Below are 14,304 nucleotides of genomic sequence, written 5' to 3' on the forward strand. Positions count from 1 at the left end.
ATGCCACCGCACCGGCATTCCAGGGAACTCATATTGAAAGCAAAAACGCTTATATTCGTTGCGGCGGCTATTTCCGCCGCGCTGTTGGCCGGCTGCTCCAACACACCGTCCAACAAGGACGACAGCGCATTCACCTACTTGCTGGATCGCCCCAGTAACTGGGTCGAAAACAAGCTTGAAGGTTTGCCACCGTTACCGCAAAACAGCGACCTCTTGCCATTTGAAGTATCGCAAAATACCCCTCTGCGGTTTTCACTCGATGCCCGCTCGCTTAGCGTCGGCACGGATGGCGTGGTTCGCTACACCGTGGTGGTTACAAGCCCTGGCGGCGCGCGCAATGTGAACTACGAAGGGATCCGCTGCGACACCTATAGCTGGCGCCTGTATGCGGGCCTCGATGCCGATCACAACGGCTGGGATCAAACCGTGGCAAACGACTGGAGGCGAATCGAAAATAGCGAGCTGAATGCCTATCATGCCGCCCTGTATCAGGATTATTTCTGCACCAGCAAAATGCCGATCGGAACAGCCAAGCAGATCGTCAACAATATGCGTTACAAACGAACCACCGAAAGCGGCTGGATTCATTAAACCGGAGTTCCGTCAATCTCATTAATGAACATTGTTGAAAAAGCCGCTTCACGTTATCGACAATAACGTGAAGCGGCTTTTTTACAATGAACGACGTTGCGTAATACCCAATGTCAGACCAGCACCAGATTGTCCCGATGAATCAGCTCCGGCTCCAGCATGTAGCCCAACACTGATTCGATTTCGGCGCTAGGGCGACGCTGAATCAGCCGGGCTTCCGCGCTGCTGTAATTGGTCAACCCTCGTGCGACCTCCGTTCCCGCTGCATTCAGGCACGCAATCACCTCGCCACGTGCAAATGCCCCCTGCACCTCAACTACGCCAATTGGCAATAAACTTTTGCCGTCTGATCTCAGCTTGTCAGCCGCACCATCGTCGATCAGCACATGGCCACGAACTTGCAGATGATCCGCCATCCATTGCTTGCGCGCCGCGATTCGTGCGGTACGGGCTATGAGTTGCGTGCCAATGGCTTCGCCCGAAGCCAGCCGAACCAGGACATCGGCTTCCCGACCGCTTGCGATCACGGTATTGGCCCCACTATGTGCCGCGCGTTTAGCCGCCAGAATTTTGGTGAGCATGCCACCCCGGCCCAGACTTGAACCCGCGCCACCGGCCATGGCCTCCAGCTCTGGCGCACCGGCATCAGCTTGTTCAACCAGTTGTGCCGAAGGCTCCTTACGCGGATCAGCTGTGTAAAGACCCGCCTGATCGGTAAGAATGACCAGCGCGTCACCCTCGATCAGATTCGCCACCAGCGCACCGAGCGTATCGTTATCGCCGAATTTGATCTCATCGGTGATCACCGTGTCGTTCTCGTTGATGATCGGCACGACACCCAGGCGCAGCAGTGTCAGGAGCGTCGAGCGCGCATTCAGATAGCGCTCCCGGTCCGCCAGATCAGCATGCGTTAGCAAGATTTGCGCGGTACGAATTGAATGCTCGGCAAAGCGGCTTTCATACACTTGCACCAGCCCCATTTGCCCAACTGCGGCTGCCGCCTGTAGTTCAGCGATTTCACGCGGCCGCTTGCTCCAGCCAAGACGTTGCATACCCTCGGCAATCGCCCCGGAACTGACCAGCACAACCTCTTTACCCTGAGTGCGCAATGCAGCGATCTGCGAGGCCCAGCGGCCAATGGCTGCATGATCGAGCCCTCGCCCGTCATTGGTAACAAGGCTCGACCCGACTTTGACAACCAGCCGTTTGGAATCTGCGATGACGGACCGCATGATGTGCGCTCTCCCAATATGTTGTACGCATACCGGACACGAACACGAGGCATGCGGGTAACTCGAATTACGATGCGATGTTTATTCTTGTGGCTCGCCAGGCTTGCTAGCCGTATCGCCTGACTCACCTGACGATTTTTCACGGAAGCGGACATCGGAAGCCAATTCTTCGGCTTCTGCCGCACGCTGGGCCTCAGAATGTGCCGCGATATGGTCATACACCGCATAGCACAGGCTCTCGCACCCTTGTCCTGTCAAAGCCGAAATTTCGAAGACAGGGCCGTCCCAGCCAAAGCCTTCGAGAAACGAAGCCACGCGCGCGATGCGCTCGTCTTCGGGGACCATATCGAGCTTGTTGAGTACGAGCCAACGCGCTTTTTCATAAAGCAGTTCGTCGTACTTGCGCAGCTCATTAACAATGGCTTTAGCCTCAGCGACAGGATCGACCGCGTCATCGAACGGTGCCAGATCAACGATATGCAACAGCAAGCCAGTACGTTGCAGATGTCGCAAAAACTGGTGGCCCAGACCCGCACCCTCAGCCGCACCTTCAATCAGCCCGGGAATATCCGCAATCACAAAACTCCGGCTCGGCCCGACCCGAACCACCCCAAGATTGGGCGCCAGCGTCGTGAATGGATAATCGGCAATTTTAGGCTTGGCGTTCGAGACCGATGCAATAAACGTTGATTTTCCGGCATTGGGCATACCGAGCAATCCCACATCAGCCAGCACCTTTAGTTCCAGCCGCACCATTCGGCGTTCACCCGGCTTACCTTCGGTTTTCTGACGTGGCGCGCGATTCGTGCTGGACTTGAAATGCAGGTTGCCCAACCCGCCCGAGCCACCTTTGGCAATCTGAACCGACTGGTTATGTTCGGTGAGATCAGCGATCAGCTCGCCAGTTTCCATATCCGTAATAATCGTACCGACCGGCATGCGCAGCGTGATGTCATCACCACCTTTGCCGTAACAATCTGCACCGCGGCCATTTTCGCCATTCCGCGCCAAATGTTTCCTGGCATAACGGTAATCAATCAGCGTGTTGATATTGCGATCGGCCAGCGCGTACACACTACCGCCGCGCCCGCCATCGCCGCCATCCGGCCCACCAAACGGGACGAATTTTTCGCGGCGCATCGACGCACTGCCATCCCCTCCGTCACCGGCGATGACTTCAATTCTCGCTTCGTCAATGAACTTCATGCGTTACTCCGTCCCGTCAGGGTTGTGATTTTGCCGTGCTGATTTTGTCGCACTTTACGCGACCTTGTCAGCTAGCCAAGCGGCTAGCTGACACGGCTCACGACAATAAAAAAGCCCCGCAAACTTCGCGGGGCCCTTGTTCCGGTCTTTAAAGCCCGTGCCTGATTAAATTCAGACTGCTGCCGGGATTACATTGACCAGATGCTTCTTGCCAGCGCCTTTGATCGTGAACTTGACGTGACCGTCTGTCAGCGCGAACAAGGTGTGATCCTTGCCGATACCGACGTTGTCGCCCGGATGCATACGTGTGCCGCGTTGACGCACGATGATGCCGCCAGCATTGATTGCCTGACCGCCATAAACTTTCACGCCGAGACGTTTTGACTCGGAGTCGCGGCCGTTCCGTGAGGAGCCGCCTGCCTTTTTGTGTGCCATGTGATTACTCCTTGACCGGCGCGCTTACGCGGTAATCGCGTCGATGCGCAGTTCGGTATAGTTCTGGCGGTGGCCGCCATGCTTCTGGTAGTGCTTCCGGCGACGCATCTTGAAGATGGTCACTTTGGCATGCCGACCGTGCGACACAACGGTAGCCTTGACGGAAGCCCCACTGACCAGTGGCGTACCGAACTTAATCGATTCGCCTTCGCCCACTGCGAGAACCTGGTCGAGCGTGATTTCAGCGTCAATGTCTGCCGGTATCTGTTCTACTTTAAGTTTTTCGCCAACGGCAACTTTATACTGCTTGCCACCGGTTTTTATGACCGCGTACATTGAAAACCTCACTCTGGATTCATTTCTCCCACGCACCACGCGCGGAAACCCTTGATTATACATAGAGTTAGCGGCCCGGTCAAAATCTCTCGGCAAGCCGTCCCAAGACAGCCCGTGAACAAATTCACTCAGGCTATAGCGCACAAAGAACATGAGACGCATGTAGGGAATGATTAGGGCACGATTGAGCGCGATTCCCTTATAATTCGCGGCATTCTCCCAGCTCACCATCATGCCGTCGACTGCCATCCCCATCTCCAACGCCACTGACCTGCTCGCCCCCGTCGCCGAAGACATGCAGCGGGTAAATCGCGTCATCCGGCACCGTCTGACATCCGAGGTGATGCTGATCAACCAGATTTCCGAGTACATCATCAGTGCCGGCGGCAAACGGCTGCGTCCGGCACTGCTGCTGCTCGTCGCGGGAGCATTGGGCGACACCACCGGGCACCGGCATGAACTGGCCGCGGTCGTCGAGTTTATTCATACCGCGACGTTGTTGCATGACGATGTCGTTGATGAATCTGACCTGCGACGCGGCCGTCAAACCGCCAATGCATTATTTGGCAATGCCGCCAGCGTGCTGGTGGGGGATTTTCTGTACTCGCGTTCGTTCCAGATGATGGTTGGCGTGGGCAAGATACGTGTGATGGAGATTCTGGCCGAAGCGACCAATGTCATTTCGGAAGGTGAGGTGCTGCAATTGCTGAACATGCACGACGCCGACGTCGACGAAACCCGCTACATGCAAGTTATTCGTTATAAAACAGCCAAGCTGTTTGAAGCAGCGGCCCAGTTAGGCGCGGTTCTGGCGGGCACCGATGCTGCTGTCGAAGCCGCCGCCGCGGAATTTGGCCGTCGCATCGGCACTGCGTTCCAGATCATGGATGACTGGCTCGACTACACCGGCACGGCTGAATCAATGGGCAAAAATGCAGGCGATGATCTGCGCGAAGGCAAACCCACATTGCCCCTGATTTATCTCATTGAACGCGGTACACCAGAACAGTCGGCACTCGCCCGCGAAGCCATAGAACAGGGTGGGACCGACCGGTTCGACACTATTTTTGAGGCGATCACACGCTCGGGCGCGCTAGACCACACGCTCGAATGCGCGAAGCAGGAAGCACAGGCGGCGGCAACGGCCATTTCGGTGTTCCCAGATTCCATTTATAAAGAAAGCCTGCTATCCTTGTGTTCTTATTCGACGGCAAGGCAGTCCTAATCTGGACTCAAACGTCTGAATACTCTAGAAATAATTCCAAAATAGTCCGTCAGTATACATCGGGGTGTAGCTTAGCCTGGTAGAGCGCTACGTTCGGGACGTAGAGGCCGGAGGTTCGAATCCTCTCACCCCGACCAGAATTCTTCAAAAGGATCAAGGAGTTATCGATCCTTTACTAACTCACTGTTCATGTTGAGTTAGAGTAAATCCCACATCTGGTTGTCCCAAGAATGTCCCGTCAAAGTGCATCCAGAACGAAGTCTGTGGTCATCGGGGTGCTAACGCGCCAGCCGACAATACGGCGAAATGGCCGCCGCCTCGTCGTCGGTCATGATCAATACCCCGCTTCCTTCTGATGCCGGACAGCCAGGATCGTGACAGCGTCGCCATCGAAGCGATACCGGGCCACGTAACCACTGTCCCCGAAATCGATGGGCCACTCCCGATACTGCTCGGGTAGATCTTCGACGAGACGTCCCATTCGCGGGTGAGCCCCGAGGGTCTGTACGCCTTGTCTAATTGCTTCGCCAGCCCGCCTCTCGGCGTCAGGATTCTTCGGTCGCAGGAAGTCGCGCAGTCGCTGTAGGTCTCGGATAGCCGCCGGTGCAAAGATTACTTGTGGCATTCAGGCGAGGGCAGTTCGTTTTCAGTTCCCCAGCTCGTGAGCCACTTATCTACTTCCTCTGCGGTCGCGTGCAAGCCAGTCGCCTGAAATTCATCCCACGCCTTGAGCGTGTCCCGGTTTAACGCCTCGCGCTTTTCCTCGCGCTCGACATACTGCTCAATGGCTTCACGCATGATCCAATGCGCGGTACGTCGGCGAGACTCAGCCAAGTGCTGGACCCGCCCTTTCAGTTCATCATCAAGCTTGATGGATGTTGCCGTAACCATGAAACGGCCTCCGTAGCAAAAGGTAATACCTGAGACTACTTTAAACCTAAGCGCCGCCTGAGTCCATACGCCCCCAATATCCAAGATGACCCATTGCCCCGCTCATGGCTTTCTGGGACGGCGTGGCGTTTGCCGGGGCAGTCGCTTCGCTGCAACCGCTGTCTTGGCACACCGCAGCGCTTCTTGTTCGGCGTCTTCAGAACTTTTTTGCAGTGCTTCCGAGGCAATCTCCGCCTTGAGCTTCTCCTTGATGTACATCTTGCGAAGCCGGGCATTCTCCACCTCCAGCTCCTGCATGCGCGACATCATCGACGCGTCCATGCCGCCGTACTTCGAGCGCCATTTATAAAACGTGGCCGAACTGATGCACAGTTCCCGGCGCAGCTCCGGTACCGCCAGTCCAGCCTCCGCGCGCTTCAGCGCTTCCAGTATCTGGCTGTCCGTGAATCTCGACTTCTTCATCTGCAGAACTCCCTCTTAACGAGAAAATTCTACTTCTCCCGACGCTGGATTTGCGGGGGCATTACCGTCGGTCACTTACGTCGCCGGCAAGTTCGGCAATGACTACGTGGCGCGCGACATCGTCAACTATGGCGGACTGTGGGCCAATGTCATCAGTGAGGCGATCTATTTTGTCGGTCTCAACGATAGCGACAACCAGCCCCTCGACGGTAGCAAGACCTACGAGATCCGGTTTCCCAAAGGCGAGAAGCCGGATCTGCATGTCAATGGATTCTGGTCTGTGACGCTGTATAGCGCGCCGGATTATCGCGTGGTGCCCAATGCCCTGCATCGGTACAACCTGAATAACGTATCGCATCTGAAGGCGAATCCGGATGGCAGCACGAGTATCTGGCTTGCGCCAGTGCGGCCGCAGAACGTACCGCAAAGCAACTGGTTGCCTACGCCTGACGGAAAGGGCTTCTCATTGAACTTCCGTACCTATGTTCCGAAAGACGAGGTTCAACAAGGTCAATGGTTTCCGGCACCGATCACGAGAGTGAAGTAGTCGAAAATAACGTCACCGAGGTTCCTCGCCTTTCGTAGGTGACCTTTTCGTAGGTGACCTGCCAGGCCAGGATCTCGCGTGCCTGTAAGCGTGATCAGAAAAGCATGCAGATGATTAAATTCAACCGAAGCAGTTATGCAGCTTGCCTCATGCTATTGCTGCTTGTTAATGAACAGGCATGTGCACAGACTTCAGCGGATGACGCCAACAAGAGCAATAACCCGTTAAATCTGGCGGCGTCGTTCAACGTTCAGAATTACTTTGCACCGAGCCTGTTTGGAGCGCAGGCGCATACCAACGATTTCCTTCTGCGACCCACCATTCCGGTGGGTCCGAACGGTTTAATTCCGGTTCCACAAATCTTCCGGCTGACAGCACCCATTAGCACAAGGCCTGCCCCTGATGGCGGGTACAACACGGGGCTCGGCGATATCAACCTCTTCGATATTTTTCTTTTGTCGCAAGGTGAAACGCAGATAGGCGTTGGCCCACTGATAACGATGCCGACCGCCACCGATCCGAGCCTGGGAACGGGCAAATGGCAGGCCGGCTTCGCAGCTGTTGCCGTCAACGCAAACAAGGCACGTTTGCTTGGCGCGCTCGTCCAGTGGCAACACTCCTTCGCGGGTCAAAGTAGCAGACCCGCAGTCCAGTCACTGACAGCCGAACCGTTCGGCATCTTCAATTTGCCGGAGGGCTGGTACATCCGTTCAACCGGTATCTGGACTTTCGATCTTCAGCACGGCAGCTATTACATTCCGGTTGGGCTAGGCGGCGGCAAGGCGTGGAAGTCTGGTTCGACGATTTATAACGCGTTCATCGAACCACAGTATTCAGTCGCGCATTCTGGCAATGTGCCGAAATGGCAGATATTTGCGGGATTGAATATGACTTTCGGTAAATAACAGGGCGGCTTCAGTCACCCAAGCCAGGAGCGTGACAACGGATGATCGATTCCACACAGTCGGGTACGGCCTAAAGTCTCCCTCGAAAATCATTCGAACCGCATGCAACCGTACGCAACCGCATTCGCATTCGCATTCGCATTCGCAACCGCATTCGGCCATGGGTTTTGTCACTCCCAAGCCCGACTTCGCCGATTTACATCGTCAGCACCAGCCGCCCAACCGCAGCCCCTTGCCACACCGCTGCCACCTCCGCCAGCGGTGCAGTTTCCGTCTCAATCGACAGCGCGCCAGTTGCTGCGGCCTTCAGCAGGCTCGCAATCGACCCCAGCAAATCAAGATTCGACACGCTGCCAAGGCCGCTCCCCATCATCTCTAGCCCGGAACTGCGTAATGCAGCAGCAGGAAAAGCAATGCTCTGGCCGCTGATCGAACCAATCTGCACAAAGCGAATGCGCGGCTCCGCCTCACCGGCGCCATGCACCGATACCGCGTGAATCAGGCTTTCCGCCGACGGCCCCCAAAGATAGTCGAGAATCACATTCACCCGATGTTCGCGGATCGCGTGCCGGAACGTTTCAGCCAGATACCCAGCAGGCACATCCAGCGGAATCAGTACATCAGCGCCGAGCGCCTTGAGACCCTCCACACTTTGCGCATTCCGCCCAGTCGCAAGCACCTTGCCCGCGCCAAGATAGCGCGCAATCTGTACCGCCAGCCGCCCCGAGACACCTGTCGCACCATTAATCAGCACGTTCTCGCCCGGCTGAAAATGCGCGCGGTGCGTCAGCGCGGCCCACGACGACATCCCTGGATTACCGAGTGCCGCAGCCCTGACATCGTCCAGGCCATCGGGCAGCGCAACGCAGTAACGCCGCTGCACCACCGTGGTTTGCGCCATCGCCCCATAGGGGCTGCGCGGAAAAGCAAAATACACGCGGCGGCCATCCGGTAAATGTCCTACGCCATCCACACCTGGAACCCACGACACAGTCTTGCTGCTGCTGTAATGCTTGCCCGCCGCCTGGGCTCGCACGAGCTGGCTTAGCGCGGCTGCGCGCACCTGCACCAGTGTTTCGTCTGCCGCGGCAATGGGATCGGCAAAATCGCCGTAACGCGGCGGTGCGTCAAAATCGTGAACAATGGCTGCTTTCATAGCGTTTTCCTGAGTCAGATCACTTCGTCACGTCGTTTGAAACCAGGCTAAACCTGCTTTTCCAGCATCTGCCGCCGACGTCTGCCGGGGAGCGCAATTTTACGCCGTGCGTTTCATCACTCTGCAGGCTCGGTGTAAGGGGCTTGCCGGACAATGGCCGCTCGCGTCCAAAGTACTCCGAGCGCCTCGAACAAGCTGCAAACAGGCCAGCCACTCAGGATGAAATCGGGCGCTTTACCGCTACATTCGCATTGCCCCGGAGCTTCACCATGACGGTCCGCTATTATTCCTGCCGTTATCACGTTGATCTCGCATCACGCGCCAGGCTAGGCTTGCGTCCTGGTTTCTCCCTACTTATCAGCCGGAGCCATCATGAACACCACTTATGCGTATGCCGCCCAGCATGCCCAGTCACCGCTCGCCCCGTTCGAGATTCAGCGCCGCCCGCTACGCGACCATGACGTGCAAATGGATGTCCTCTTTTGCGGCGTCTGTCATTCCGACCTGCATCAGATTCGTAACGAATGGCACAATTCGCTCTATCCCGTCGTGCCAGGCCATGAAATCGTCGGAAAAGTCACTGCGGTGGGCCCGGCTGTCACGCGTTACAAGGTAGGTGACCGAGTTGGCGTGGGCTGCATGGTCGATTCGTGCCGCACGTGTGCGAGCTGTGCTGAAGGCCTCGAACAGTATTGCGAAACCGGTTTCGTTGCCACCTATAACGGCGTGGACCGCGAAAGCGGTGACGTCACGTTCGGAGGCTACTCCACGGATCTCGTCGTCGATGAATCGTTCGTGCTCCGGGTACCGGAAAATCTCGAGCCCGCTGGGGTCGCGCCGCTACTGTGCGCGGGCATCACGACTTACTCGCCCCTGCGGCAATGGGGGGCCGGGCCAGGAAAGAAAGTGGGGATCGTCGGGCTCGGCGGCCTCGGACACATGGGTGTCAAGCTCGCACGAGCGATGGGGGCCCATGTCGTACTGTTCACTACATCGCCATCGAAAATCGAAGACGCAAAACGCCTGGGGGCGCATGAGGTGGTGATATCAAAAAACGCCGATGAGATGCAGGCGCAGACGAACAGTTTTGATTTCATTCTGAACACCGTCGCGGCACAACACGATCTGAATCCGTTTCTTAACCTGCTGCGGCGTGATGGCACGATGACACTGGTTGGCGCGCCCGAGCACGATCACCCGTCCCCCCAGGTATTCAATCTGATCTTTAAACGACGCCGTCTTGCAGGCTCCCTGATCGGTGGTATCGCTGAAACTCAGGACATGCTCGACTTCTGCAGCAAGCATGGCATTACGTCGGATATCGAACTGATCCCCATGCAAAAAATCAACGAAGCGTATGAACGGATGCTAAAAAGCGATGTGAAATACCGCTTCGTGATCGACATGGCCTCACTCAAGCCCTAAACCGCACACTGCATTCATCGCCGTTCCAGACAACGGGCCTGCCTCTGCAGGCCCGTTGTCGTTTCGTGCACCCACTTCCCTATGGTAAGAAGATTCATCGTCGAAGAGCCTGGCCTGGTTTCAAATACGTTTCGGAAAATTCTAGAAAAGCGCACATTCCCGTGGGAGAATTTGCCGCCACCTTGACCTTTCTGCAACACACAAGAATGCCTCAACCCAACGCTACTGCCATGACCGACCCAACGACGACTCAGACCTTCCTCCACGTAGGCTGCGGCCCGCAGCGCAAAGGCACCACAACCCACGGGTTCAATCACGAGAACTGGATCGAACTGCGGCTCGATATCGATGAATCCGTCCAGCCGGATATCGTCGGCACGATGACGGACATGTCACGAGTTGACGATGCGTCGGTGGATGCGATCTTTTCCAGCCACAACATCGAGCATCTGTATCCGCACGAGGTACCACTCGCGCTCGCTGAGTTTTTGCGCGTGCTCAAGCCGGATGGCTTTGCCATTATCACGTGCCCGGATCTACGCTCAGTGTGTGCTTTGGTCGCGGACGACAAGTTGCTGGAACCCGCCTATCAGTCAGGCGCCGGGCCGATTGCGCCGATCGACATTCTGTACGGACATCGGCCACCGATGGCGCGAGGCAATCTGTATATGGCGCACCGTTGTGGTTTCACCGAGAAAGTGCTCAATGGTACGTTGGCAGCGTCGGGGTTTCCTGTTGTCGCTACCATGGCACGGCCACAGGCCTTTGAATTGTGGGCGGTCGCCAGCAAATCGCAGCGCACGCATGAAGAGTTGCAAGCGCTAGCCAATGTTCACTTTATCCGGCCTTATTAAAAAAACGGACAACCGGCATCCAAGACGAAGGCCCCGCGCGAAGAACCCGCGAGGGGAAGCCCGCGATGGAGCCGGATTTTGATGGCTGTTTTATAAAGATGGGAAGGTGCTCCCACAAGGGGCACAGGTACACCAGGGCAACGACACGTCTGCGGCACCGGACAAACGATCACCTGTCCGGCACAAAAATTAAAATTACGACGCGGGTTGCGCCTGCCGACGTGCCATCGCGGGACTCACTGCATGGACCGGATCAAAGCCGAAAAATTTGAGCACATGACGTGCCACATCATCCCGGTCGTTGTCCGCGCAGATCATGTGATAGCTGTTCTCCAGGACGACGCTGCGTGCATCCGGCATCGCAGCCTGCAAAAATTCCGCTGAGCGCAAACTGGTCAGTTCGTCTTCGCGCGCATGCAAGACAAGGGTTGAGCAAGGCGTCGCAGGTGCTGCTGTTCGCACCCAGCTGCGCATTCTGTCAACCTCACGGATACAGTCCAGCGGCACCCAGGGGTAATGAAAACTGTCACCCCGCTCGAATTTTTTCTTCACGATCGCCCGGATCAGCGGGTTCTTGATTCCGAATGGCTCACCCTCGTCCACACGAAGCCGCTCCGCGACACCCGGCACCCGGTACAGCACGTAACGCAGCCCACGATACCAGGGCGTGGACCAGCCGTCGATAAATACGGGTGCCGCCAGCAACGCCAGCTTGCCGCGCGCGTGCTGCACACGATGGCACAGCAACAGCGCCACCAGTGCGCCCATGCACATGCCGGCCACATGCAAGGTGTCGTATTCCGCTGCCAGCGTCTGGTATTGCTCAGTAACCGAATCGAGCCATGCTTCCGCAGACACGCCAACCAGATCTTCAGGACGTGTGCCATGCCCCGGCAATGTCAGCATGTGCGTGTCCCCCCCTGCCCGGCGTACCGCCTTATGCAGCGAACCAAGGTCGTACTGCGTCCCACCCAGGCCGTGAATGAGCAAAACACCGGTACGGTCAGTCATGGTGAACTTGTATCCCGGCCGCTTATCCAGCGACCTGCGCAGGCGGGTACTCGAGCTGCCAGACACCCGCCACCACCGCCACATTGACGTTCCAGTCCAGCAACGGCGCCCCCCGGTCACGAACGACCCGCGTCCCGCCATCCGGCAGCATGATGCGCAACGTCACAACATTACGGTTCTCTCCTGCCATTTCGGCACGCCAATGAGTACGCAGCATTTCCCGATCATCGGGATGCAAACGCTCAAGCACCTGCGACACACTCGTCAATTGCGTCGCGTCGACACCCACGCCAAATACGCGCTGCACGTCGCCACTCCAGTCGATCGAGCCAGACACGGCATCCAGCACGTAGGCGATTTGTCCGGCGCTCGCCAGTGCACACTCCATGTTGTTTTGCAGAACAGCCACGCGTTCATGCACCCGCTCACGGGTCGTTTTCAACGTGCTGACCGTCAATACCAGCAGTGATGCAATAGCCAGATAAAGCTGCGCTTCCAGCAGCGAATGGCCATGATGCCCAGCGAGCAGCGGGAATGGCCCCTCTCCCTGTGCCGTCTCCAGAATCACGATCAGCGCCAGTATCAGCACCGCCAATGAACCGCTGCGCCCACCCAGCAGTACCGTGATGACTACCGTCAAAAACAGGGGAATGTAGGTCAGCGCGAAGCCCACGCCCATGCCGAACTTGTCGCTGCTGTCGCCATCGAAAATCAGGGTTGTGCCAGCCGCGAGCAGCAGGAAAGAGACGACCCCAAGCACAAGATCAAACCATCCCTGATCGCCCGACCGATGTGCCCGGAAACGCGACCATGACGCCAGCACGGGCACAACCAGCAGCACGCCGACGAAATCCGATGCGGCCCACACGAAGCCAACGCCCAACAACGGGGCTCCATCCAGAATGGCATACCAGGCCGCGCCGCCGAGCGCAGCGAAAACACCCGCCAGCAGGCCAGCCAGGATGACCGAGCGCAAAAAATACAGCCCTTCGAGCGAGAAGCGCGTGCGGCACGCCAGCCATACTGCGAGCGCAGCCGCTCCGACTTCATTGATGGTAAAAAGCACCGCATTGAGGTAATTGCTGTGCTCAATGCCCGCCAGCACCAGTTGAGCGACAAGAAACGCACAGCCCAGCGCCAGCCAGTCACGCATAGGCCGCAGCATGTATGCGCCTACCGTGACACCGGCGGGCAGCCAGATATAACCCGTGAGTTCCACCGGGCCATTAAGCTGATGGGAAATGTAGCCACTGACGAAATACAGCGTGGCCCAGAGAAGGGCCGAGGTCAGCCCTAGCTTAAAACGCGGAGTCGGAGTGGTTGCCATCAGGATTTTCTAAAGTCTTACCGCTCGCAAGTGGCAACAGGAACAGAGACAGAGATCTGCTCTCTCGCCACAACGAAACGTCACCCATGCATTAAAAACCTCGGCTCCGCCTAGAACGGAATATCGTCGTCCATCTCGTCGAAGCCACCGCCAGCAGGCGCTGCCGGGCGGCTCGAAGCACCGCCACCACTGCGTGCCGCGCTACCGCCTGCACCACCCCCAGCCCGTGCACCACCGCCCCGTTCAGCTGGCTCGCCACGGCTATACCCGCCGTCATCGCCACCCGGAGCCCCTCCCATCGCCCCGCCTCGCCCGCCCAGCATTTGCATCTGATCGGCCACGATTTCGGTCGAGTAGCGGTCGGTGCCATCCTGAGCTTGCCATTTGCGCGTGCGCAAACGCCCTTCGATATAAACCGACGAGCCTTTCTTCAAATATTCCGAAACGATTTCGGCCAGACGACCAAAGAATGAGATGCGATGCCACTCCGTCATTTCTTTCATTTCGCCCGAGGTTTTGTCCTTGTACCGGTCGGTCGTGGCGAGACGGATGTTGGCCACTGCATCGCCGCTCGGAAGATAACGGACTTCCGGATCGGCTCCGAGATTGCCGACGAGAATGACCTTGTTCACGGATGCCATGTATTTCTCCTGTTGAATCGGGTTCGGGCGGCCTGGCCGCGCATGGCTGTGATGACCCCG

The 14,304-nt window shown here is 57.3% G+C and carries 16 protein-coding genes, 1 tRNA gene and 1 pseudogene; 7 read left to right on the forward strand and 11 right to left on the reverse strand.

Annotation, left to right across the window (positions count from 1 at the left end):
- Positions 1–591: a CNP1-like family protein gene (locus GH657_RS13615; RefSeq protein WP_153101410.1), complete on the forward strand. Its 591-nt coding sequence runs from the start codon at positions 1–3 to the stop codon at positions 589–591.
- Positions 592–704: 113 nt separating this feature from the next.
- Here the strand turns inward: GH657_RS13615 and proB are convergent, their stop codons facing one another.
- The 4 genes from proB to rplU all read right to left on the reverse strand — a co-directional run bounded on the left by proB (position 705) and on the right by rplU (position 3,800).
- Entirely contained in the window at positions 705–1,823 is a 1,119-nt protein-coding gene (gene proB, locus GH657_RS13620) for a glutamate 5-kinase (RefSeq protein WP_153101411.1), read from the reverse strand.
- Between the two features lie 81 nt (positions 1,824–1,904).
- Positions 1,905–3,029, reverse strand: coding sequence for a GTPase ObgE (gene obgE, locus GH657_RS13625; RefSeq protein ID WP_153101412.1), 1,125 nt, complete (start codon positions 3,027–3,029; stop codon positions 1,905–1,907).
- Between the two features lie 171 nt (positions 3,030–3,200).
- Positions 3,201–3,464 (reverse strand): 50S ribosomal protein L27, encoded by a 264-nt coding sequence (rpmA, locus tag GH657_RS13630; RefSeq protein WP_153101413.1) that lies wholly within the window; start codon positions 3,462–3,464, stop codon positions 3,201–3,203.
- Between the two features lie 24 nt (positions 3,465–3,488).
- Positions 3,489–3,800 (reverse strand): 50S ribosomal protein L21, encoded by a 312-nt coding sequence (gene rplU / locus GH657_RS13635; protein ID WP_096718280.1) that lies wholly within the window; start codon positions 3,798–3,800, stop codon positions 3,489–3,491.
- Between the two features lie 232 nt (positions 3,801–4,032).
- On the opposite strand from rplU, the gene GH657_RS13640 reads away from it, so the two are divergent.
- Both GH657_RS13640 and GH657_RS13645 read left to right on the forward strand, forming a co-directional pair.
- Positions 4,033–5,025, forward strand: a complete 993-nt coding sequence (locus tag GH657_RS13640) for a polyprenyl synthetase family protein (protein ID WP_153101414.1) — start codon at positions 4,033–4,035, stop codon at positions 5,023–5,025.
- A 60-nt stretch (positions 5,026–5,085) separates the two neighbouring features.
- Positions 5,086–5,162, forward strand: a tRNA-Pro gene (locus GH657_RS13645).
- 197 nt (positions 5,163–5,359) lie between these two features.
- Here GH657_RS13645 and GH657_RS13650 read toward each other — a convergent pair.
- The 3 genes and pseudogenes from GH657_RS13650 to GH657_RS13660 all read right to left on the reverse strand — a co-directional run.
- Positions 5,360–5,650: a type II toxin-antitoxin system RelE/ParE family toxin gene (locus GH657_RS13650; RefSeq protein WP_153101415.1), complete on the reverse strand. Its 291-nt coding sequence runs from the start codon at positions 5,648–5,650 to the stop codon at positions 5,360–5,362.
- Positions 5,638–5,916, reverse strand: a complete 279-nt coding sequence (locus tag GH657_RS13655; protein WP_153101416.1) for a CopG family ribbon-helix-helix protein — start codon at positions 5,914–5,916, stop codon at positions 5,638–5,640. Before GH657_RS13655 ends, GH657_RS13650 begins: the two co-directional genes overlap by 13 nt.
- 204 nt (positions 5,917–6,120) lie before the next feature.
- A pseudogene (locus GH657_RS13660) lies at positions 6,121–6,378 on the reverse strand (transposase); the annotation flags it as partial.
- A gap of 106 nt (positions 6,379–6,484) precedes the next feature.
- On the opposite strand from GH657_RS13660, the gene GH657_RS13665 reads away from it, so the two are divergent.
- Complete coding sequence (locus tag GH657_RS13665) at positions 6,485–6,925, forward strand: DUF1214 domain-containing protein (RefSeq protein WP_153101417.1); 441 nt, start codon at positions 6,485–6,487, stop codon at positions 6,923–6,925.
- A gap of 104 nt (positions 6,926–7,029) precedes the next feature.
- Positions 7,030–7,830 carry a hypothetical protein gene (locus tag GH657_RS13670; protein WP_246174077.1) on the forward strand — a complete coding sequence of 267 codons (801 nt, stop codon included), beginning with the start codon at positions 7,030–7,032 and terminating at the stop codon, positions 7,828–7,830.
- A gap of 196 nt (positions 7,831–8,026) precedes the next feature.
- On the opposite strand, the gene GH657_RS13675 is transcribed toward GH657_RS13670, so the two are convergent.
- The gene (locus GH657_RS13675) at positions 8,027–8,986 is read right to left on the reverse strand and encodes a quinone oxidoreductase family protein (protein WP_153101419.1); all 960 of its coding nucleotides are present in this window, start codon (positions 8,984–8,986) and stop codon (positions 8,027–8,029) included.
- Between the two features lie 372 nt (positions 8,987–9,358).
- Between GH657_RS13675 and GH657_RS13680 the strand changes: the two genes are divergently transcribed.
- Both GH657_RS13680 and GH657_RS13685 read left to right on the forward strand, forming a co-directional pair.
- Positions 9,359–10,411 (forward strand): NAD(P)-dependent alcohol dehydrogenase, encoded by a 1,053-nt coding sequence (locus GH657_RS13680; RefSeq protein ID WP_153101420.1) that lies wholly within the window; start codon positions 9,359–9,361, stop codon positions 10,409–10,411.
- A gap of 230 nt (positions 10,412–10,641) precedes the next feature.
- Positions 10,642–11,265, forward strand: a complete 624-nt coding sequence (locus tag GH657_RS13685; RefSeq protein WP_153101421.1) for a class I SAM-dependent methyltransferase — start codon at positions 10,642–10,644, stop codon at positions 11,263–11,265.
- A gap of 195 nt (positions 11,266–11,460) precedes the next feature.
- Here GH657_RS13685 and GH657_RS13690 read toward each other — a convergent pair whose 3' ends face one another.
- The 3 genes from GH657_RS13690 to GH657_RS13700 all read right to left on the reverse strand — a co-directional run bounded on the left by GH657_RS13690 (position 11,461) and on the right by GH657_RS13700 (position 14,244).
- On the reverse strand, positions 11,461–12,276 hold the full coding sequence (locus GH657_RS13690; RefSeq protein WP_153101422.1) for an alpha/beta hydrolase: 816 nt from the start codon (positions 12,274–12,276) through the stop codon (positions 11,461–11,463).
- Positions 12,277–12,298: 22 nt separating this feature from the next.
- Positions 12,299–13,603, reverse strand: coding sequence for an MASE1 domain-containing protein (locus tag GH657_RS13695; protein ID WP_153101423.1), 1,305 nt, complete (start codon positions 13,601–13,603; stop codon positions 12,299–12,301).
- A gap of 110 nt (positions 13,604–13,713) precedes the next feature.
- A complete protein-coding gene (locus GH657_RS13700; protein WP_153101424.1) occupies positions 13,714–14,244 on the reverse strand; it encodes a single-stranded DNA-binding protein in 531 nt (176 codons plus the stop codon).
- Between the last annotated feature and the right edge of the window lie 60 nt (positions 14,245–14,304).

This window comes from Paraburkholderia hayleyella (genome assembly GCF_009455685.1).
Classification (GTDB): domain Bacteria; phylum Pseudomonadota; class Gammaproteobacteria; order Burkholderiales; family Burkholderiaceae; genus Paraburkholderia; species Paraburkholderia hayleyella.

What these genes read in the sequence shown, in the direction of transcription:
- obgE (WP_153101412.1), bottom strand. Translation starts at nt 3,029, where the DNA reads ATGAAGTTCATTGACGAAGCGAGAATTGAAGTCATCGCCGGTGACGGA.
- GH657_RS13675 (WP_153101419.1), bottom strand. Translation starts at nt 8,986, where the DNA reads ATGAAAGCAGCCATTGTTCACGATTTTGACGCACCGCCGCGTTACGGC.
- GH657_RS13655 (WP_153101416.1), bottom strand. Translation starts at nt 5,916, where the DNA reads ATGGTTACGGCAACATCCATCAAGCTTGATGATGAACTGAAAGGGCGG.
- GH657_RS13680 (WP_153101420.1), top strand. Translation starts at nt 9,359, where the DNA reads ATGAACACCACTTATGCGTATGCCGCCCAGCATGCCCAGTCACCGCTC.
- proB (WP_153101411.1), bottom strand. Translation starts at nt 1,823, where the DNA reads ATGCGGTCCGTCATCGCAGATTCCAAACGGCTGGTTGTCAAAGTCGGG.
- GH657_RS13685 (WP_153101421.1), top strand. Translation starts at nt 10,642, where the DNA reads ATGACCGACCCAACGACGACTCAGACCTTCCTCCACGTAGGCTGCGGC.
- GH657_RS13615 (WP_153101410.1), top strand. Translation starts at nt 1, where the DNA reads ATGCCACCGCACCGGCATTCCAGGGAACTCATATTGAAAGCAAAAACG.
- GH657_RS13700 (WP_153101424.1), bottom strand. Translation starts at nt 14,244, where the DNA reads ATGGCATCCGTGAACAAGGTCATTCTCGTCGGCAATCTCGGAGCCGAT.
- rplU (WP_096718280.1), bottom strand. Translation starts at nt 3,800, where the DNA reads ATGTACGCGGTCATAAAAACCGGTGGCAAGCAGTATAAAGTTGCCGTT.
- GH657_RS13690 (WP_153101422.1), bottom strand. Translation starts at nt 12,276, where the DNA reads ATGACTGACCGTACCGGTGTTTTGCTCATTCACGGCCTGGGTGGGACG.
- GH657_RS13640 (WP_153101414.1), top strand. Translation starts at nt 4,033, where the DNA reads ATGCCGTCGACTGCCATCCCCATCTCCAACGCCACTGACCTGCTCGCC.
- rpmA (WP_153101413.1), bottom strand. Translation starts at nt 3,464, where the DNA reads ATGGCACACAAAAAGGCAGGCGGCTCCTCACGGAACGGCCGCGACTCC.
- GH657_RS13695 (WP_153101423.1), bottom strand. Translation starts at nt 13,603, where the DNA reads ATGGCAACCACTCCGACTCCGCGTTTTAAGCTAGGGCTGACCTCGGCC.
- GH657_RS13650 (WP_153101415.1), bottom strand. Translation starts at nt 5,650, where the DNA reads ATGCCACAAGTAATCTTTGCACCGGCGGCTATCCGAGACCTACAGCGA.
- GH657_RS13670 (WP_246174077.1), top strand. Translation starts at nt 7,030, where the DNA reads ATGCAGATGATTAAATTCAACCGAAGCAGTTATGCAGCTTGCCTCATG.